Below are 19,820 nucleotides of genomic sequence, written 5' to 3'. Positions count from 1 at the left end.
CGTCGGCTCCTCAGGCGGTGGCGGGCGCGCTGGCCGCTGCGTTGGCATTGGCGTTGGACGTGCCGGCGGCCTTCATGCCTTCGGCACCTTCGAGCACCGCCTTGACGATGTTGTGATAACCCGTACAGCGGCATAGATTGCCATCGAGTTCAGCGCGCACGTCGTCGCCGGTGAGATCGGGTTGACGCTGCACTAGCGAGACCGCGCTCATCACCATGCCGGGTGTGCAGAAGCCGCACTGTAGGCCGTGGCAATGCTTGAACGCGGCTTGCATCGGATGTAGCGCGCCGTTCTGCGCGAGCCCTTCGATGGTGGTGACGTCCGCACCTTCGGCTTGCACCGCGAGGATGTTGCAGGACTTGATCGCGCGGCCGTTCAGATGGACCGTGCAGGCGCCGCACTGGGCCGTATCGCAGCCGATGTGCGTGCCGGTGAGGCGTAGTTGATCGCGCAGGAACTGGACAAGCAGGGTACCGGGGTCGACTAAGGCGCTGATGGGCGCGCCGTTCACCGTCAGACTGATGCTGATCGCCATGGAGTGTCTCCTGATGGGGTGAAACCGGACCTTTGATTTTTGTTGCCTTCAGCTGCCTGCTCGTGGGGTCCGATAAGGGTGCTGCGGGTTTTGTAAGTCTGGCGAAAAGTAAAGCACAAATCGCGCTGACGCGCTATGAGGGGAAGTGTGCGCGCTGCGTGCGCGATGCGCTGACACAAGCATGAGGGTTGTGTCTCATATATGCGGAGCATGCGGGAACACCGATTCGTTCATGCTCCGCAGCACGTCAGGCCAGCGGGGCGCTAGCAGACCGAGAAGAAAACAGCGGACAGGTCGACGCGGCCAGCACACCGCCAGACAGCGTCGCCTGAATAGAAGGAGAGAAGAGAAGGATGGAAGCGAAGGAGAGAAGCGGAGCCTACTTCGCGAGCTTCGAATTGCGCCGCGAATAGCCGAAATAAATGACCATGCCGATCAGCAGCCAGATCAGGAACGCAGCCCACGTCACGTCCTGAAGGTTGAGCATCAGGAACAGGCAGGACGCGACCGCGAGCACCGGCACCACCGGCACACCCGGACACCGGAACGCCCTCGGCAACTCGGGATGCGTCTTGCGCAATACGAGCACCGCGATCGAGACCATCGAAAACGCGGCCAGCGTGCCGATATTGATCAGCTCAGCCAGCACATTCAACGGCACCAGCGCGCCGATCAAACCAAAGAAAATCCCCACTAGCCACGTCGTGAAGAACGGCGTCGCGAAGCGCGGATGCACGCGCGAGAGTCGCGCGGGCAACAGGCCATCGCGCGACATCGCGAAGATCACGCGCGTCTGACCGTAGGCCATCACCAGGATCACCGTCAGCATGCCGAGCACGGCGCCCAGGTCGATAAAGCCGGCGACCCACGTCTGCCCCGCTTCCTGCAACGCATACGACACCGGGTGCGAAATGTTGGCGAACTTCGCCGACGGCACGATGCCCGTGACCACCGCCGCGACCGCGACGTACAGCACCGCGCACACGCCCAGTGACGCAATGATGCCGATCGGCAGATCGCGCTTCGGATTCTTCACCTCTTCGGCCGCCGACGACACCGAATCGAATCCGATGAACGCGAAGAACATCACCGCGGCCGCGCCGAATACACCGTTCCAGCCATTCGGCATGAACGGATGCCAGTTGGCCGGGCTCACGTGGAACACGCCCACGGCAATCACCTGCAGCACCACGATCACCTTGATCGCCACCATGATGTTGTTGATCCGCGCGGATTCACGCACGCCGAACGACAGCAACGCGGTGATCGCCATCATCACGAGAAACGCCGGCAGGTTGAAGAGCGTGACATGTCCGGGCAGCGCGCCGGGCGCGGCCGTCAGCGCAACCGGCAACGACACACCGAAGCCGGATAGCAGCGATTGCAGATAGCCCGACCAGCCCACCGACACCGCCGACGTGGCCAGCCCATATTCGAGCATCAGGTCCCAGCCGATGATCCACGCGGCCAGCTCGCCGAGCGTGGCATACGAGTACGTGTAGATGGAGCCCGCGACCGGAATGGTGGACGCGAATTCGGCGTAGGCGAGTGCGGCGAAACCGCACGCGACCGCCGCGATCAGGAACGAGATCATCAGCGCCGGGCCGGCCTGGACCGCGCCCGTGCCGGTCAGAACGAAAATGCCGGTGCCGATGATGGCGCCGACACCGAGGAAAGTCAGATCGAGCGCGCCGAGCGCCTTTTTCAGGCCGGCGTTCTGAGCGCTTGTCGCGATCATGTGCTCGACGCTCTTTTTGCGAAACAGGGACATTGGCGTGGGTCTCCAGTAGTGCACGCGTGTTGCGCGCCGAATGTCAGGGGAAACCCGCAATTTTAGCGGATGCGTGCCGCTGCACTGTTCGGAGACGGCGCGTTTGCGCCGCCTGGGGCGGGCGGAAATTGCCGGCCGGAGAACGTTCGGCGGGGCGTTCGTGCGCGGTAAGCGACACACCGGCAAAGCTTTCGCTCGATGCGTGAACAACGGGGAGGGAATCGCTCTGTTGCCGCGCTTTGTTGCCAGGTAGCAGGCGCGGCCGGGGCGAACCGCGCGTCGTCCCGCACATGTCGTGCAGCGGCGGTGGAAACGGAGGACGGAGCGTCAGCCCGCCATCGCCGGGTTCAGATCGACGAGGCGGTTGCTCATCACGTAGAACGTCAGCTCGGCGTTATTGCGCAGCTTCATTTTCTCGAGCAGCCGGGTGCGGTACACGCTGACCGTTTTCACCGACAGCGAGAGCGTTGCCGCGATATCGGTCAGGCGCTTGCCCGACGCGAGCATGCACAGGGTTTGATATTCGCGATCGGAGAGCTTTTCGTGCGGCAACTGTTCGCCGTCGAACGAAACGTAGTCGGCCAGCGCCTCGGCCATCGCCGGGCTCACGTATTTGCGGCCCGCCGCGACCTGCTGGATCGCACCGATCATCTGCGCGGCGTCGACCGTTTTCGACAGGTAACCGGCGGCTCCCGCCTTCAACGCGCGCACCGCGTACTGGTCCTCGCGGTACATCGAGAACATCAGCACGGCCACGCGCGGCGCCTTGCGCTTGAGTCGCTTGAGCACTTCGACGCCGTTCATGTCGGGCAACGAAATGTCGAGCAGTACGACGTCATAGCCGTGCTGAACGACAGCGGCGAGCGCTTCGGCGCCGGTTTGCGCCTCGGTGACATCGCGCGCCACGCCGCGATCGAGCAGCAATTGACGGACACTCTGGCGAACCACAGCGTGGTCTTCGGCAATGAGGATGCGCAGACTCATGTCGGTCCACTCACGATTGCAGCGCGCGTCGCTCGGCGCGCGGCGCGTGCGCGAGCATCGCGTCCCAGGCAAAACGGGCCTGCACCAGCGTGCCGCGCGACGCACTGCCGTTGCCGTCACCGTTGCGGCCGTGGCGCGAGCTGACGCGCCGTGCGCTCACGCGCAGCGTGCCGTCGAAGGCGGCGCAGCGCGCCTGCATGCCGCTCAGGCCGAAATGGCCGAGGCGATCGCGGGCGTTGCGCGCAAGTCCGATGCCGTCGTCGCCGACCAGCAGTGTGAGGTGATGACGGCTGGTTTCGATCCGCACGTCCGCCGATCCGGCGTGCGCGTGCCGGGCAATGTTGTTCAGCGCTTCCTGCGCGACGCGGAACACCGCCAGCGCGGCGTCGACCGGCAGGCGCGTGAGGCGCACGTCGGCGGCGCAGACGAAACTCGTGCGCAGTTGCGTGCGGGCGGCGAAGTCGCTGGTCCAGTGCGCCAGCGCGCCGACAATGCCGGCTTCGAGCGACGGCGCGTGCAGTTCAGCGACGGCCTGGCGGGTCGCGGCGCACACGGCGTCGAGCGAGCGGTTCGCGACGGCGAGCGCGTCGGCGCACTGCGGCGGCGCGTCGGCGGGCAGCCAGGTTTCGACGCCGGCCAGCGCGAAGCGCGTTGCCGTCAGCTCGGCGCCCACGCTGTCGTGCAGTTCGCGCGCCACGTGACGGCAGGCGGCTTCCTGCGCCTGCACGAGTTCGGCCGACAGCTCGCGCACCCGCGCGCTCAGCCGTGCAAGCTCGCGCTCGGTCGCCGCCGACGGCGCGTCGAAGCCATCACGCGTCGCTGACGAAGAAGGCTGGGCGTTGAACGGCACGACAGTCGACGTATCCATGGGCTTCCCTCTCAGCGGGCGAGGTGGACAGCGAAGCGGCTGCGCGTCGGCCGCGCGAAGACGAAAGAACGCATGCGAATCTCCAGCCTCCAGGTGTGGCCGTCACGCTTAGCGCGTAACGGGCAAAACGCAATGGCGCAAAGTAACGAAATTTACATTCAGTAACAGTCGGGTCGGACCGGGACACACAGGTCAAAGCGACTGATCATCCGGCGCGATCATATCTCATAAAAGGAAAAAATGCAGTTGCGCCAAGGCTTAGCGCTTACATTTCATGCAATGGTTGATGTGTATGGCGGATCGTGTTGTAGGAAGAATACCGACGCCAAATGTCAAGTCGAAGGTGTCCATTTGTAACCGCCAACAAAAAAGGAGCCCGCAGGCTCCTTTTTGCTGAATCCGCGGCGCGGGCCGCGAAAATGGATCGTCGCTTAGCCGACGAACGCCTTTTCGACCACGTAATGGCCCGGCGCATTGTTGCTGCCTTCCTGGAAGCCCAGGTCGTCCAGCAGCTTGCGCGTGTCGCGCAGCATGTGCGGGCTGCCGCACAGCATGACGCGGTCGTCTTCGAGCGAAAAGCCCGGCACGCCGAGGTCGGCGAACAGCTTTTCGGTTTCGATCAGCTCGGTGATGCGGCCGCGATTCTGGAACGCTTCGCGCGTGACGGTCGGATAGTACAGCAGCTTTTCCTGCACCAGTTCGCCCAGGTGTTCGTGCGCCGGCAGGTGGTTGGTGATGTATTCCTTGTACGCCAGTTCGTCGACGAAACGGCAGGTGTGCGTGAGCACGATGCGCTCGTAACGGTCGTAGATCTCCGGATCTTTGATGATCGACATGAACGGCGCGAGCCCCGTGCCGGTGGACAGCAGCCACAGTGTTTTGCCCGGCAGCAGGTTGTCGGCCATCAGCGTGCCGACCGGTTTCTTGCCGATCAGGACTTCGTCGCCGACTTTCAGATGCTGCAAACGCGACGTGAGCGGGCCGTCCTGCACCTTGATGCTCAGGAATTCCAGATGTTCTTCGTAGTTCGCACTCGCGAGGCTGTATGCGCGGATCAGCGGCTTGCCGTCGACTTCGAGGCCCACCATCGTGAACTGGCCGTTTTCGAAACGGAACGACGGATCGCGCGTGCAGGTGAAGCTGAAAAGCGTATCGGTCCAGTGATGGACGCTCAGGACGGTTTGTGAATTCAGGTTGCTCATGGCTTCTTGGATAGTGCGAAAACAAAGGCGGCCAGTCGTTGGAGCCGGCCGGCACGGCAAGGGCGATGCTGCGCTCATCCGAGGTCGGGATCACGCGCAATCCGTTATTTTACCGCGCCCGCTGCCCGAGGACGGCGGCGCGGCGGTTGAGCGTGGTGAAGCGGGTTGCCGGGACCTGGAAGCGGCGGCGCCGGCATGTCGATGCAATCCGGGCGCCACGAAGTACATCGGCGTGGATGCGACCGCGCGTCAAAGGGTATGGCGATTATGGCGACGGGTGCAAGCCACGCAGGACGGCTGATCGGCTGCCCGGCATGCGCCGGTGCGACGCGCCGCGCGGGCAACATTTTCAGGATGATACCGAAAGGCGGCGTGCACTGCAGCATTGACCCTGCTGATAAAACTGGCAAACGCCGGGCGGGAGACGGGGAATCGGACGACAGTGGGATGCGCGACCCGTGGGTCACGGGTGTCGGGTTGGTGCAGTCAGAGCAGATCCTTTTTTGGTACACAGACGTTGGCCGGATGCTTCTGTTGACGCATCAACATCAAGCCAGACAAGGATTATTGCGTCCCGCTTTTTGATGACGCCGAGCGGTGCAGAGTGGTGGCAGTCGTGCCGCCCCGTCGTCTGAACGCAGATCACTCACTCGACCCGCAAGCGAGCCATATACGGCAAGTGATCCGACAGCCACGCGGTTTCCTGGGTCGGCTGAATCCATTCGATGGGTTGCATGCCGCGCACGAACATCTTGTCGAGCGCGAGCGCTGGCGAGAAAGCCGGAAAGGTGCGGCCCGCTTCGCCGAGCAGCGTCGCGACTTCCTGCAGACCGTGCTCGCGGAACAGCGGCACAGAGTCGTTGCGCCAGTCGTTGAAGTCGCCGGCCAGCACCAGCGGACCCTGAGGCGCCTCCTTGGCGATCCAGTGCGCAATCCAGTGCATCTGCCGCAAACGCGCCGGGCGGGTGAGCGCAAGATGCGCGCACAGCAGTGTCACCGAACGACCGCCAAAGGTCGCCCGCGCGACCAGCAAGCCACGCTTTTCAAAGCGATGCGCGGAGATGTCCCAGCGTCCGCCGAGATCGAGCGGATGCGGTGACAAGATCGCGTTGCCGTGCCGCCACGACGGCTTGAACACGTTCGGCCCGAGCGCGACCTCGAGTTCCAGCGCGCGAGCGATTTCCGTGGCCTGGCAGTGCCAGACATCGTTCAGCGGATCGTTGACGGGCGCCCCGAAACTGCTCGCCAGGATTGGCGACGGCATGCGCCGCGCCATCGCTTCCTGCAGGAAATAAGCGTCCGCGTGAGTCGACTGGACCCAACGCTGCATCGCCTGCCACGCCTGAAAGCCGAGCGGCGTGCGGCCTTTATGCAGGTTCCAGCTCACCGCGACGAAATCGTTCGGCGCGAGGCTCTCGCGGATCAATTCTTCTGGGTTTCGCATGCCGCGTCATCCACGTGTTCTGTTCGAAGGCTTGATTCGTGTGCGCGTGGTTGGTCGGCGCTTCGCACACGGTTCACTGTTCGCATCAATTCGCATTGTTGGCGCCATCCGCGAGGCTCGCACGCACGCGGTAGACCAGCTTCGGGTTTTGGTCGATGATCGTCCAGCTGACCCACTGACCCGCCGGCACCGTCAAGCCTGGATGGCTCGCGTTCACCTCGCGCGGCTGTGGCGGGAGCTTGCAGCCGATGTCGGTTCGCTGGACGGAGTCGCCCTCCAGCGTTTCCTGCGTGTCGATCGACAGGATGACCTCGTTCGCATCCGCTCGCACCGGCGACACCGTCAACGTGCGCGACAGATCGATGCTGCCGGCGGGCTGGTCTTTACAGCCGACGTTATGCTGCACCGTTCTGTGATGCGTGTCCGTGCGCGCCTGTCCGACCGTGGTGGTGCCGTCGAACGCGTCGATTTGCTGACCGTCGCGCAGCACCTGCAATTGCCACTGCACGGCCTGCTGCGCCGGCCGTTGCTGCGCATTGGCAAGCAACGACATGCCAAGCAGCATGGCCACGATACTGGTTTTCCACATAGAAGCGTTTCTCCGGTCACCAGGTCGGACCGCGTAGTCAGGCAGCCATCTTACCCCCGATGGCTGCAACGTTTTTCTGACACTTCATATGGGGCCTGGTTCAGCAACAATCCATTGCAGATATAGTCGGCAATCCCTCCACGGGACTTGCTCCGGGGAGCCCCAGGTAGACCTCTGTTAGCAGCAGAGCCGCACGACTGCTGGCTTGCACGCGAAAATGCCGTCGCTACACTGGACCTGAAACGGCGCCCGCGAGGCGCCGCCGTAGCGGGACCAGCCAGACGGGGTGTGCGATGACGACAGCAATGGTCAAACAGGAAATCGCCGTGGCGTCGTTCAGCCGGGTGTACGACCTCGATCAGGTCGAGACCGCGCTGAACGGTCTCGGTGAGGGAGCGAATGAGGCGCTGCGCGCGACGTACGAAAAGATGCTGAAAACCGGCAATCTGCGCTTTTGCGTGAAGCCGAACCGGATGCCGTCGATCGACGATCTGATCGCCGCGCTGCCCAATTTTTCAGTGCCGCTCGACGACATCCGCAAGCAGGTCGCGTTGTGCCTCGAAACCGAAGACCGCCTCGAATTGATGCCGATTCTGCTGCTCGGTGACCCCGGTATCGGCAAGACGCATTTCGCGAAGCAGTTGGCGCGTCTGCTCGGCACCGCGTATCAATACGTCGCGATGAGTTCGTTGACGGCGGGATGGATTCTGTCGGGCGCGTCTTCGCAATGGAAGAACGCCAAGCCGGGCAAGGTGTTCGATGCGCTGGTGAACGGCAGCTACGCGAACCCGGTGATCGCCGTCGACGAAATCGACAAGGCCACCGGCGATTCGCAATACGACCCGCTAGGCGCGCTGTACGCGCTGCTCGAACACGACACCGCGCAGAACTTCATCGACGAATTCGCCGAAATTCCGATCAATGCCGGCAACGTGATCTGGATCGCCACGGCGAACGACGAACGCGCGATTCCCGAGCCGATCCTGAACCGGATGAACGTGTACGAGATTGCGCCGCCGGATCACGATGGCGCGCGGCGTATCGCGCAGTCGATCTACGACGAGATCCGCTGCGCGCACAACTGGGGTCTGCGGTTTCCCGAGACACTCGGCGACGCCGCGCTCGATGCGCTCAAGCGTGCGTCGCCCCGTGAAATGCGCCGCGCGATTCTGAATGGCTTCGGCGCAGCGCGGATCGACGGGCGCGATCGGATCGAAGCCGCCGATATTCGTCTGGACTACGGAAGTCGCCGAAAACCGATCGGTTTTTGAGGATTTTTGCCCATTCTTGGACGAAAGATGTTTGTTGACGGCTTTTTTTTGGCTGAAACACGGGAATTTTTTCTGGCAACGCGTTCAATGCCGTAGCAACTATTGCTATTCTTGACGGGCTCGGCTCGAGCCACCGGACCCGCCGGGCCGAAGCGCTAATCACCCGACCCGCCGGGCCGAAGCGCTAATAAATGACGGCATGGCATTCGACGGCGTACACTGAATCAGTCGAGCCACCACATCTGGAATGAGCTCAGGACCGAATGCCCGCAGTCGCTGCGACGTGCGGGCATTTCTGTCTGTACCACGTCGTACAATTTTGCATGGCGGTTGCGAAAGGGCAGGTGCGTTCGGCAACGAGCGGTAGGCGGCACGTGATCGCCGCATCCTGTCTTCCTCTCTATCGGTAACGAGGCAGCGCGCGGCGAAGTCGGCCGCGTCAACGGACATGGACCAGATCGAATGTGTAGTGATCGGCGCGGGCGTGATCGGTCTCGCGGTGGCGCGCGCGCTGGCGGCGCGCGGGCGCGAGGTGATCGTGCTGGAAGCGGCCGAAGCGATCGGCGTGGGCACCAGCTCGCGCAACAGCGAGGTGATTCACGCGGGCCTCTACTATTCGCGTGGTTCACTCAAGGCCACGCTCTGCGTGCGCGGCCGCGAAATGCTTTACGACTACTGCGCTGAGCGCAATGTGCCGCATTCGCGCTGTGGCAAATTGCTGGTCGCCACCTCACGCAACCAGATTCCGCAACTCACTAGCATCATGGCCAAAGGCCGTGACAACGGCGTGCTCGACCTGCTGCGCATCACCGGCGACCAGGCGCAAGCGCTCGAACCGGCGCTCGAGTGCGTCGAGGCGGTGTTTTCGCCGCAGACGGGTATCGTCGATAGCCATCAGTTGATGCTGGCGCTCCAGGGTGACGCCGAGCGCGACGGCGCAGTGTTCGCGTTTCATGCACCCGTGCAGGCGATCGAAGCGAGCAATGGACGATTCGTGGTCACGGTGGGCGGCGATACGCCGACCACGATCGGCGCCACTTGCGTGATCAACAGCGCCGGTCTGCAAGCGAACGCGCTGGCCCGCAAGATTCGCGGACTCGATGCGCGTCACGTGCCGCCGCTTTATCTGGCGCGCGGCAATTACTTCAGCATCTCGGGGCGTGCGCCGTTCAGCCGCCTGATTTATCCAATGCCAAACGAAGCCGGCCTCGGCGTGCATCTGACGCTCGACCTCGGCGGCCAGGCGCGCTTCGGTCCTGACGTCGAGTGGGTCGATTCGATCAATTACGATGTCGATCCGCGCCGCGCGGAGTCATTTTACGAGGCGATTCGCGCGTACTGGCCGGCGCTTCCCGATGGCGCATTACAGCCCGCGTATGCGGGCATTCGTCCGAAGCTCTCCGGTCCGGGCGAACCCGCCGCCGACTTCGTGATTCAGGGGCCGGCCGCGCATGGCGTGCGCGGGCTTGTCAATCTGTTCGGTATCGAGTCGCCGGGTCTGACCGCCTCGCTTGCGATCGCTCAGCGCGTTTGCGAGGTGAGCGGGCGCGCCTGACGCGCTCACGCGTTGCGCCGCGCATGCTGCGTTTGCGCGGCGGCTTGTGCACTCCACACCCGGCGTTCTGCGCTCGTCCTGCAGCGCCGAGCCGTACCGATTTGATTATCTCTGTCATTTGGGCCGTCACGCACGACGGCTTCGTTGCTATGCTTGGGGGGCCGCCGTCATCAGAACGGCGCTCAGTTCAATATAAACGGAGTGAGTTCCCCATGAAATCTTCACGTCGTACGTTTTTGATCACGAGCATTGGTGTGGCATCCACGTTCGCGCTGTCGCGTCAGGCTTTCGCCGATGCACCGAAGGTCGCCGAATCCGATCCGACCGCGCAGGCGCTCGGCTACAAGGCCGATGCGAGCAAAGTCGACAAAGCGAAGTTCGCGAAATTCGTCCCAGGCCAGGAGTGCAGCAACTGCAGCTTCTTCCAGGGCAAGCCAACCGACGCCTACGGCCCTTGCCCGATGTTCGCGGGCAAGCAGGTCGCGAGCAAGGGTTGGTGCAGCGCGTATAACAAGAAGGCCTGATAGCCTTCAGTTCGTTGCGCCCCCGGTGCGCTGTCGGCGCTGCGCAAATTGCGCTACAACATGGCGCGCCCGGTCGTAAATCAATCATCGAGGCGTCTTCCGTCATGCACGGCAGACGCCTTTTTGCTGCTTGAAAACGGCCGGCGCGGTCCATACGCTGCTGGCCGATCAAAGCGCTGCCTAGCTACGCGCCTTCATCAACGGCGGCCGCTTGTCGAACCACGGCCGAGCCACTTCAAGTTGCGCCGCCAGCCGCAACAGCGTTGCTTCGCCGCCGTTGCGCGCAGCGAACTGCACGCCGACCGGCAGCCCGCGCGCATTCCAGTAAAGCGGCACCGACATCGCCGGCTGGCCGCTCAGGTTGAACAGCTCCGTGCATCCCGCCCACGCGAACGCCTTGTTCGATGCTTCGGTCAGCAGCTTCTTCATCAGCGGTTCGAACGGCATCGCGCTGACCGCGCGCATCTGCATGCGTTCGGCGGAGGTGGGCTGCATCTCGCCGATCTTGATCGGCGCGGCGGCCAGCGTCGCGCACAGGATCACATCGAAGCGGTGCAGCAGATCGGTGAGACGTTCAGTGATGCGGCGCTGTTCTTCGAGCGCGGCAGGCAGACCGCGTTCACCCAATTTGCGGCCGATGTGCGCTATCGCCCATGTCGAAATTTCGAATTCGGCGCGCAGCGGCTTGCGACCGCTGATGCGCTCGGCGTTCAGCACCAGGTCTTCCGCGGTGACGGACCAAATCGTGAGAAACGCATGACGGACCGCCGCGAAATCGATGCCGAGCGTTACCGGCTCGATGTTATGGCCGAGCGAGCGGGCGAGTTGCGCGGCGTCCTCGAGTGCGGCGCGCGAGTCGGCGGATAGCGACGACGCCAGCATCGGCTCGGTGATGTAGGCGATATTCAGCGGCTTGCACTGCTCGCGGCTCGCGCCCAGAAAAGTGCCCGGCGCACCGGGTGGGCGGTCCGCATTGCCTGCCAGCAGATCGAGCAGCAGCGCGCTGTCGCGCACACTGCGCGATACCGCGTGATCGATGCCGAGTTCACCGGCGCTGGGCGGCGTCGCACGCGGCACGCGTCCGCGCGAAGGCTTGAGCCCGAACAGTCCGCAGCACGAGGCCGGGATGCGGATCGAGCCGCCGCCGTCCGACGCATGCGCGAGCGGCACGATGCCGGCGGCGACCGCCGCGGCCGCACCGCCGCTCGAGCCGCCCGGCGTATGGTCGAGATTCCACGGATTGCGGCACGCGCCGAATAGTTCGGGCTCCGTATAAGGCATCTGGCCAAGCTCGGAGGTGCTGGTCTTGGCGAAGATGTTGAGGCCGGCCGCTTTCGCGAGCGCGACTACCGGCGCGTCCTGCGCGGGAATGAAGTGACGGTAGTGGCGGCTGCCCATCGCCATGCGCAGTCCGGCGACCGGGGCGCCGAGGTCCTTGATCAGAAACGGCACGCCTGCCAGCGCTGTCTGGGCGCTCGCGTCAGGTGGAATGTGCGCGCCGTTTGCCCGATTTGCGTCGTCGCGCGATGCGCGTTGGCGGGCTGCATCGTAGTCCTTCAGAACGATCGCGTTGATCGCGGGATTGACCGCCTCGGTGCGCGAAATCGCGATGTCGATCAGTTCGCGTGCGCTAGCCTGGCGGGTTCGCACCAGTTCGGCGAGGCCGATGGCGTCATAGGCGAGATAGTCTGATTGCACGGCGCAGGAGCCCTCGCTATCGAGTATTGGTTCTGCCGGGTTGCCATGCCTGCAACGGAACCGCTTGGCTGGGGGGCGTCCCGTCCCCCGGCTTGACCGTCGCGCATGGAAAAAGACAGCGCGTCGCCGACGCGCCGTCTTTTTGAGAGAGTAACCGAGTTGCACGCGGACGTGATCCGCGCGGCGTCGCCAGCGCAAATTAAATGCGCGAGCGAGCGCCGCGCGTTACAGACGCTCGCCGAGGAAGGTCAACGTGCGGCCATGCGCCAACGCGGCTGCGTGCTGGTTATACGACGCGCGCTCCGAGCAGTTGAAGCCGTGATCGGCGTTCGGATAAATATTGAAGTCGACGTCGGTGCGGCCGGCGAAGCGCTCCTGAATCTGGCCAACATCCGACACCGGGATATGCGCGTCGAGCTCGCCGTAGTGGAACTGCATCGGCACCTTGATATTCGCGACCTGGTCGAGCTGATTCTGGATGCCGCCGCCGTAATAAGCGACCGCGCCATCGAGCGAACCTTGTGCGGCGGCCAGAAACGCAAGCCGGCCGCCGAAGCAGTAGCCAATCGCCGCAACCTTGCCGGTCACTTCGGGCATCGCGCGCAATGCCGCCGCAGCCGCGCCGATGTCGGCCACCGCCTGATCGACGTTGGTCTTCTGCAGCAGTTCGATGCCTTTGTTGCGATCCGCACCGTCGTACGTCAATTCGACGCGCGGCTGCACGCGCCAGAACACGTCCGGCGCGAGCGCGACGTAGCCGTCTTGCGCGTATTGATCCGCGACCGAGCGGATATGGCTGTTCACACCGAAGATTTCCTGAATGATGATGACGGCCGGACCCTTGCCGCTTCTGGGCAGCGCGAGGTAGCCACCGAAACTGTCATTGCCGGTGGGGATATCGATCCATCGGGAAGTCGTGCTCATGCTGTTCTCCATTGACTCGCGCGACGCGGCGCGAGGTCGGTCTTAACGAAATGCCAGAGGCCTGAATGCCTGAAGCGGGCGGCTAGTTTGCCATCAAAAGAACGGGCTTGCAGCGCGGCCGGACGCGGGTTCGCGAGATGCTATTCGCGTGAGGCGGCGACGCTATTCTCGTAAGGCGATTGAAACATTCTCGATAATTCATTTCTCCGCGGCAGCCTGCGTCGGTACAGTCATGCGTAACGCCTCGCCGATGCCGCGAGCGCATTGCCGCGGAAGGATCGATCATGAGTGTGGACAGTTTTGCGACGCCGTTTGCACGGCGTTTCGACATGCGCGTGCCGGTCGTGCAGGCGCCCATGGCAGGCGGCGCGACCACGCCGGCCATGGTGGCGGCGGTATCGAACGCCGGCGGATTCGGTTTTCTGGCGGGCGCGGCGCTCTCGCCAGAGAAGATTGCAAGCGAGGTCGCGGCAATTCGCGCGCTGACGGATCGTCCGTTCGGCGTGAATCTGTTCGTGCTCGACCCCGCCGCGCCGAACGATGCCACCGTGCGGCGCGCGCTCGAAGCGATCGATCCGCTACGCGCCGATCTCGGTTTGTCGCCTGGGCAGCCGCTCGAACGTTATGCGCCGGATTTTCGCGCGCAACTGGACACGCTGATCGAATTGCGTGTTCCGGTGGCGAGCTTCACATTCGGACTGCTTCTCGCCGACGACGTCGCCCGGTTGCACGCCAATGGCCTATATGTAATAGGCACCGCGACCCACGTCGCCGAAGGGATCGCGTGGCGTGACGCCGGTGCCGACGCGATCGCTGCGCAAGGCGCGGAGGCGGGTGCGCATCGCGGCACCTTCATCGGCGCATTCGAAGATGCGCTGATCGGCACCATGGCGCTCGTGCCGCAACTCGTCGACGCGACCGGGCTGCCGGTGCTGGCCGCTGGCGGCATCATGGACGGACGCGGCATCGTCGCGGCACTCGCGCTCGGCGCGCAAGCCGCGGTGATGGGCACGGCCTTCCTCACCTGCGCGGAGAGCGCGATACCGCAGGCATGGAAAACCCGCGTACGCAGCACGTCCGACACGTCGACTTCCGTCACGCGCGCAATCACCGGCCGCCATGCGCGCGGAATTCGCAATCCGTTGATGCAGCGCTTGAGCGAAACGATGGACAGCATCGCGCCGTATCCCGTGCAGAATGCTTTGACGCAGGAACTGCGTCAAAGCGCCGCCCGCGCGCAGAACGCCGACTATCTTTCGCTCTGGTCGGGCCAAGGCGCACCGCTGGGCCGTGCGCGTCGCGAAGGTCTCGGTGCCGCCGAACTGATGGCGCAACTCGAGCAGGAATGGCATGCCGCGACTTCACGCATTGCGGCGCTCGTGGATTGATTCAGCACGAGCCGGGCGCGTCTCGCAAACGTGTGCAACGTGCCTCTTTTTTCAGCGCGAACCTTACTCGAATCGCTAATGGTTTTATCAGAGAAAACCTTTGGATCGCGCTTTTAGACGAATTCCTCACATAGCGGAAACCCGCATGGATCGGCGCTCTCCAGCCCATGCGCAGCGCCGGAGTCGGGGAATGTCTGCATAAACGCTATTAGTGTTGATCCCACTTTCCCAAAAAAGTCCCACAAATTAATTTGTTGGCCTACACTTGCGCGCAAGTACGGTTTGCCGCCTGCCACAAACAGTCCGGTAAACGTGCTGGCCAAGTGCATGAACGATGCAACCGGCGTGATCGTCCACGGGACTGAGCGACACGTGTTGGGGAAGCGGGGGCACAGGGCGATTACGTTGTTTTTGGGACCGAAACTGGAGACTTACATGAACATCAAGATTCAAAAGCTGTTGCCGATCACCGCTGCGGCGATGCTGTTCGCGACGTTGGCAACATCGGCCGCAGCCGACACGGTCGTCAAGATCGGTCATGTTGCGCCGTTGACTGGCGGTATCGCACACCTGGGTAAAGACAACGAAAACGGCGCGCGCCTGGCAGTTGAGGAAATCAACGCCAAGGGCCTGACGATCGGTGGCCAGAAAATCACGCTGCAACTCGATGCGCAAGACGACGCGGCCGACCCGCGTACTGCAACGCAAGTCGCACAGAAGCTGGTCGACGACAAGGTCGTCGCAGTCGTCGGTCACCTGAACTCGGGTACGTCGATTCCGGCTTCGAAGATCTACAGCGATGCGGGCATCGTGCAGATTTCGCCGTCGGCAACCAATCCGGCCTACACGCAACAGGGTTTCAAGACGACGTACCGCGTCGTCGCGACCGATGCGCAACAAGGTCCGGCACTGGCTAACTACGCAGCGAAGGGCATGAAAGTGAAGAGCGTCGCAATCGTCGACGACTCGACCGCTTACGGCCAGGGTCTGGCCAACGAATTCGAAAAGACCGCCAAGTCGCTGGGCCTGAACGTGTTGTCGCATGACGCGACGAACGACAAGGCTGTCGACTTCCGCGCGATTCTGACGAAGATCAAGGGCGAGAACCCGGACGCGATCATGTACGGCGGCATGGACGCCACCGGCGGCCCGTTCGCGAAGCAAGCCAAGCAGCTCGGCCTGCGCGCGAAGGTGCTGGCGGGTGACGGCGTCTGTACCGACAAGCTGTCGGATCTGGCTGGCGACGCGACCGACAACATCGTCTGCTCGGAAGCCGGCATGGCGCTCGAGAAGATGACTGGCGGCGCAGCGTTCCTCGCCAAGTATCAGAAGCGTTTCGGCCAGCCGATCCAGATCTACGCTCCGTTCACGTATGACGCGGTGTACATCATCGTCGACGCGATGAAGCGTGCGAACTCGACCGATCCGGCGAAGATCCTCGCAGCGATGCCGGCCACCGACTACAAGGGTGTGATCGGTGAAACCACGTTCGACGCGAAGGGCGACCTTCAGCACGGCGTGATCTCGCTGTACAACTACAAGTCGGGCAAGAAGACGTTGCTCGACGTTGTGAAGATGTAAATCCGTGCGCTCGAAGACGGCCGATGCCGTCTTCGAGCAACGGTTAAAAAGGCACGCGCGCCGTCAGGCAAGCGTGCCTTTTCTTTTGGGCCAGAGCTTCGAATCGGCCGATGCCACGCAGCACATCGGTGCAGTGCTTGCGAGTCCTTATTTTCACGGTGCAACGCGGCTGGGCAATCGTTTGCGCAAGCGCGAATGGAGTTTGTCAGTCTGTGGCGCGCGATGCGCAACGCCAACGGTATGACCGAGTGGTGCGGACGTTTATCGCGCGGCGATTTTTTTGCGCGGTACTGCGGTATCAGGTTCAGAACAGGCCGGTCGCCGTCACCGGTGCGTTCGATTTCTACGTGACGGCGAACAATACATCGTACGATCGATCGCGCGACGACCGCACGCCTTGACGTCAGATCTTCAGACGCCGCAACACCTTCGGACCGACGATCGCGATCAAGGCAGAACATACAGCGACGACCGACAACCCGATCGTCAGATTGGTCAACTGCGTCACCGCGCCGATGATGACCGGCCCGAGCAGCAGCCCGAAGTACGCCAGTCCCGCGACGTGCGCGAGTCCTTCGGCCGCGTGGATGCCCTTCACGCTCGCCGCCGCCGCGAACAGCACGGGCATCATGTTCGCGAGTCCAAGGCCGATCAGCGCGAAGCCGGCTAGCGCCGCGATCGAATTGGGCAGCAGCAGCGCGTCGACCATCCCCGCACAGGCGAGCGTCGCACTCAACATCACCAGTTGCGGCGCGCCGAAGCGGGCGCGCACCGCGTCGCCGGCGAAACGTGCCGCCGCCATGCCGGCCGAAAACGCCGCGTAGGCAGCGCTCGCGAGTGCGGGCGTCGCCAGCACCACGTCGCGCATGTAGACGGTGGCCCAGTCGTACATCGCCCCTTCGGCGATCAGCGCGACCAGCGCTATGGCGCCAAGTGCCCATAGCGCTGGCGAACGCCAGCGGCTCGCACGCGGCGTGGCCGAGTCAGGGTGCTCGGCATGCGGCACGTGCGGCAGGACGGACGGGCAGGCACTGACGAGGACCAGCGCGCTGACCGCCGCGGCCAGCGCAAGATGCAGCGCCGGCGCCATGCCGCGCGACAGCAGCGCGCCGCCGGCCGCCGCGCCGAACATCCCGCCGACGCTGAACATGCCATGCAACGACGACATGATCGGCTTGCCGAGCGCCTTTTCGACGGCGCTCGCTTCGGCATTCATCGCGACGTCGAGCGTGGCCATGCCCGCGCCGAAGATGGCCAGCACGACCAGCAACATCCAGTACGCCGGCACGATCAGAATCAGCGCCGCGCACACTGCCATCACGAGGCCGCCGCCCAGACAGGCGCGGCGCGTGCCGACCCGCGCGATCCACGAAGCATTGGTCGCCATCGCGCCGATCGAGCCGCCGGCCACGGCCAGCAGGGCGAAGGAGAGAAGCGCGGCATTCAGATGGAAGCGGTCGCGCACCGTCGGTACGTGCACCCCCCACGACGCGTACATCATGCCCGCGATGAAGAACACCGCCATGGTGGCGAAACGGGCCCGCTGCCGGGCGGTCGCGGACAGGTCGCGATGGGCGGCGGGAAGGGGGGCGAATTCGGAGGCGTGGTGATCGGGCACTGGGATCTCGAGGACGGGAATCGCTTGAGCACGCGCGTTGAAAGCGAATTTCCGATTCTATCGAACCGTGCTGTCCTATGCTTGCAGGGTGTGATCCGGATACGGATGATTGTTCCGTCAGAAAGTGACAGGCAATGCACAGGTTCGTTATCCGTCTGTCCGTCTTTCCGCCGTCTTCCGTGATTCGCCGTTCATCTATCGAGGTACGCGCTTTTGAAGATTCCCGCTCACGCTCCGTTGCATCTGCTGCACTCGGCCGCAATCGGCACCCTTGCGACGCATGCGCGCCAGCCGGAGGGCTTTCCTTACCCCTCCGTGTTGCCGTTCGCGCCAGACCCGCAACATCGGCCGACGATTCTGGTGAGCCGGCTCGCCGAGCACACCCACAACCTGCACGCCGACCCGCGCGCCGGCTTTCTGGTCGTCGACGCGCCCGATGGCGACGTGCTGAATGGCCAGCGCGTCACGCTACTGGGTACCTTCGAACCGGTCGACTCGACCCCAGCGGTCGTGCAGCGCTATTTGCGCTATCACCCGGACGCGGAACGCTACCTCGCGCTCGGTGACTTTACCTTCTGGACGATGAGGGTCGAGCGGTTGCGGTATATCGGCGGCTTTGGCGCGATGGGGTGGCTCGCCGGCACCGAGCTCGATCCGGTGCCGCCGCTCGAGATCGATGAAGAGACGGCGCTGATCGAGGAGTTCCGCGGTCGCGTTACAGACGCCAGTGAATTCGAACTGCTTGGCATTGATCGATATGGCGCAGATCTTAAACGGAAGGGCCTGCGTACCCGCTTCGCCTTCGACGCTGCCGGACTCAATATCGAAACCTTGCGCGCGGCGCTCCAAGCTTGCATCCAACACTACGCTAACTAATTTTTGCTGCTTTCGGGGAAAACACTCACGCGGGAATAATCGCGTAGCGCCCGCGCGTAATATCGCCGGGCGCGCGTATTCAAGTTTTCACGGCATGAAATCTTTTTGCGAAGTACTCGTCTCAAATTTCATGTTTTGATAATGGATCTCGTAAATTCCATGTCCGCCGCAGTTTTCAGCGACATGCGAAATCAGGTACTCGAAAGGAAATGATGAAGTGGCGTCGCTTCCGGAAATTTTTTGTTAAAGAATTAAGATTATTTTTCTGCGCACGCTTTTGAAGTTTTTCTGTTTTGTGCTAATCTCGCCGTCAAATTCCGAGGCATGATGACCTTCAAACGGCAAGCCGGCTTAAGACTGGTAGTCACTTATCCAAACCATAAAGGGAACCTATGTCTTCTTACAAGGAACTACTCGCACAGCGCGAGAAGCTCGAAAAGCAGATCGAAGAAGCGAAGTCGCGCGAATACGCTGAAGTATTGAATGAGATCAAGCAAAAGATGGCCGACTACGGCATTTCGCTGAACGAACTCGGCGGTGGCCGCGCTGCCAAAGGCGGCGCCAAGGTAGCTCGTCCGCGCACCGGCGTCGCGCCGAAATATCGCGATCCGGAAAGCGGCAGCACGTGGTCGGGTCGTGGCAAGCCACCGCGGTGGATCGCCGGTATGGATCGTGAGAAGTTTCTGATCCAGAAGTAATGCTTGCGGCGTCGAAGTAATGCTCGCCGGCCGCGAGGCAATGCGAAATAGCCTCAGTCAGCTATGTTTATAGTGTTGCATGCAAAGAAAGCCGCGTACCGCTTGGGCGCGGTTTTTTTGTTGGATGCTGCCCATTGGTGTGATATTTTGCCACGGCGCTGCTCCCAGAGCGGAACGCGAATGCTTTTCGTTTAGATAAGCGGCTGATTTGAAAGGGTTTTTTGTGCATTTCCGAGCGCGCTTCGGAGTGCTTCGGTAGAATACGGGCATTGAACTTTTCTTCTTGTTTTTGAG

The 19,820-nt window shown here is 62.9% G+C and carries 17 protein-coding genes; 7 read left to right on the top strand and 10 right to left on the bottom strand.

Annotation, left to right across the window (positions count from 1 at the left end; translation table 11 throughout):
* Nucleotides 1–10 precede the first annotated feature (10 nt).
* The 7 genes from BN2475_RS00995 to BN2475_RS00960 form a co-directional block, all read right to left on the bottom strand.
* Nucleotides 11–535 (bottom strand): (2Fe-2S)-binding protein, encoded by a 525-nt coding sequence (locus tag BN2475_RS00995; RefSeq protein WP_094777720.1) that lies wholly within the window; start codon nt 533–535, stop codon nt 11–13.
* A 379-nt stretch (nt 536–914) separates the two neighbouring features.
* Nucleotides 915–2,306 carry a branched-chain amino acid transporter BcaP gene (gene bcaP / locus BN2475_RS00990; RefSeq protein ID WP_094777719.1) on the bottom strand — a complete coding sequence of 464 codons (1,392 nt, stop codon included), beginning with the start codon at nt 2,304–2,306 and terminating at the stop codon, nt 915–917.
* A gap of 327 nt (nt 2,307–2,633) precedes the next feature.
* On the bottom strand, nt 2,634–3,290 hold the full coding sequence (rqpR, locus tag BN2475_RS00985) for a response regulator transcription factor RqpR (RefSeq protein ID WP_094777718.1): 657 nt from the start codon (nt 3,288–3,290) through the stop codon (nt 2,634–2,636).
* 10 nt (nt 3,291–3,300) lie between these two features.
* A complete protein-coding gene (locus BN2475_RS00980) occupies nt 3,301–4,158 on the bottom strand; it encodes a sensor histidine kinase (protein ID WP_094777717.1) in 858 nt (285 codons plus the stop codon).
* A 431-nt stretch (nt 4,159–4,589) separates the two neighbouring features.
* Entirely contained in the window at nt 4,590–5,360 is a 771-nt protein-coding gene (locus tag BN2475_RS00975) for a ferredoxin--NADP reductase (RefSeq protein WP_094777716.1), read from the bottom strand.
* Between the two features lie 646 nt (nt 5,361–6,006).
* Nucleotides 6,007–6,804: an endonuclease/exonuclease/phosphatase family protein gene (locus tag BN2475_RS00965; RefSeq protein ID WP_094777714.1), complete on the bottom strand. Its 798-nt coding sequence runs from the start codon at nt 6,802–6,804 to the stop codon at nt 6,007–6,009.
* Nucleotides 6,805–6,889: 85 nt separating this feature from the next.
* Nucleotides 6,890–7,393 (bottom strand): hypothetical protein, encoded by a 504-nt coding sequence (locus BN2475_RS00960; RefSeq protein ID WP_094777713.1) that lies wholly within the window; start codon nt 7,391–7,393, stop codon nt 6,890–6,892.
* Nucleotides 7,394–7,686: 293 nt separating this feature from the next.
* Here BN2475_RS00960 and BN2475_RS00955 point away from each other — a divergent pair, with 293 nt between their 5' ends.
* The 3 genes from BN2475_RS00955 to BN2475_RS00945 all read left to right on the top strand — a co-directional run bounded on the left by BN2475_RS00955 (nt 7,687) and on the right by BN2475_RS00945 (nt 10,743).
* Nucleotides 7,687–8,664, top strand: coding sequence for an AAA family ATPase (locus BN2475_RS00955; protein WP_094777712.1), 978 nt, complete (start codon nt 7,687–7,689; stop codon nt 8,662–8,664).
* Nucleotides 8,665–9,112: 448 nt separating this feature from the next.
* On the top strand, nt 9,113–10,219 hold the full coding sequence (locus BN2475_RS00950; protein ID WP_094777711.1) for an NAD(P)/FAD-dependent oxidoreductase: 1,107 nt from the start codon (nt 9,113–9,115) through the stop codon (nt 10,217–10,219).
* A 212-nt stretch (nt 10,220–10,431) separates the two neighbouring features.
* Nucleotides 10,432–10,743 carry a high-potential iron-sulfur protein gene (locus BN2475_RS00945; RefSeq protein ID WP_094777710.1) on the top strand — a complete coding sequence of 104 codons (312 nt, stop codon included), beginning with the start codon at nt 10,432–10,434 and terminating at the stop codon, nt 10,741–10,743.
* A 180-nt stretch (nt 10,744–10,923) separates the two neighbouring features.
* On the opposite strand, the gene BN2475_RS00940 is transcribed toward BN2475_RS00945, so the two are convergent.
* Nucleotides 10,924–12,441: an amidase gene (locus tag BN2475_RS00940; RefSeq protein ID WP_094777709.1), complete on the bottom strand. Its 1,518-nt coding sequence runs from the start codon at nt 12,439–12,441 to the stop codon at nt 10,924–10,926.
* A gap of 225 nt (nt 12,442–12,666) precedes the next feature.
* Nucleotides 12,667–13,365, bottom strand: coding sequence for a dienelactone hydrolase family protein (locus BN2475_RS00935; RefSeq protein ID WP_094777793.1), 699 nt, complete (start codon nt 13,363–13,365; stop codon nt 12,667–12,669).
* A gap of 284 nt (nt 13,366–13,649) precedes the next feature.
* Between BN2475_RS00935 and BN2475_RS00930 the strand changes: the two genes are divergently transcribed.
* Both BN2475_RS00930 and BN2475_RS00925 read left to right on the top strand, forming a co-directional pair.
* Complete coding sequence (locus tag BN2475_RS00930) at nt 13,650–14,753, top strand: NAD(P)H-dependent flavin oxidoreductase (RefSeq protein ID WP_094777708.1); 1,104 nt, start codon at nt 13,650–13,652, stop codon at nt 14,751–14,753.
* A 435-nt stretch (nt 14,754–15,188) separates the two neighbouring features.
* Nucleotides 15,189–16,334 (top strand): branched-chain amino acid ABC transporter substrate-binding protein, encoded by a 1,146-nt coding sequence (locus tag BN2475_RS00925; protein ID WP_094777707.1) that lies wholly within the window; start codon nt 15,189–15,191, stop codon nt 16,332–16,334.
* Between the two features lie 403 nt (nt 16,335–16,737).
* Here the strand turns inward: BN2475_RS00925 and BN2475_RS00915 are convergent, their stop codons facing one another.
* The gene (locus BN2475_RS00915) at nt 16,738–17,952 is read right to left on the bottom strand and encodes an MFS transporter (RefSeq protein ID WP_094777705.1); all 1,215 of its coding nucleotides are present in this window, start codon (nt 17,950–17,952) and stop codon (nt 16,738–16,740) included.
* Between the two features lie 213 nt (nt 17,953–18,165).
* Between BN2475_RS00915 and BN2475_RS00910 the strand changes: the two genes are divergently transcribed.
* Both BN2475_RS00910 and BN2475_RS00905 read left to right on the top strand, forming a co-directional pair.
* Nucleotides 18,166–18,828: a HugZ family pyridoxamine 5'-phosphate oxidase gene (locus BN2475_RS00910; RefSeq protein ID WP_094777704.1), complete on the top strand. Its 663-nt coding sequence runs from the start codon at nt 18,166–18,168 to the stop codon at nt 18,826–18,828.
* Nucleotides 18,829–19,220: 392 nt separating this feature from the next.
* The gene (locus BN2475_RS00905) at nt 19,221–19,526 is read left to right on the top strand and encodes an H-NS histone family protein (RefSeq protein WP_094777703.1); all 306 of its coding nucleotides are present in this window, start codon (nt 19,221–19,223) and stop codon (nt 19,524–19,526) included.
* Nucleotides 19,527–19,820: the final 294 nt, after the last annotated feature.

It is taken from the genome of Paraburkholderia ribeironis, from assembly GCF_900019265.1.
GTDB classification, from domain to species: Bacteria; Pseudomonadota; Gammaproteobacteria; order Burkholderiales; family Burkholderiaceae; genus Paraburkholderia; species Paraburkholderia ribeironis.
Note: the sequence above shows the minus strand (reverse complement) of the source record. Positions and strands in the feature narration are given on the sequence as shown.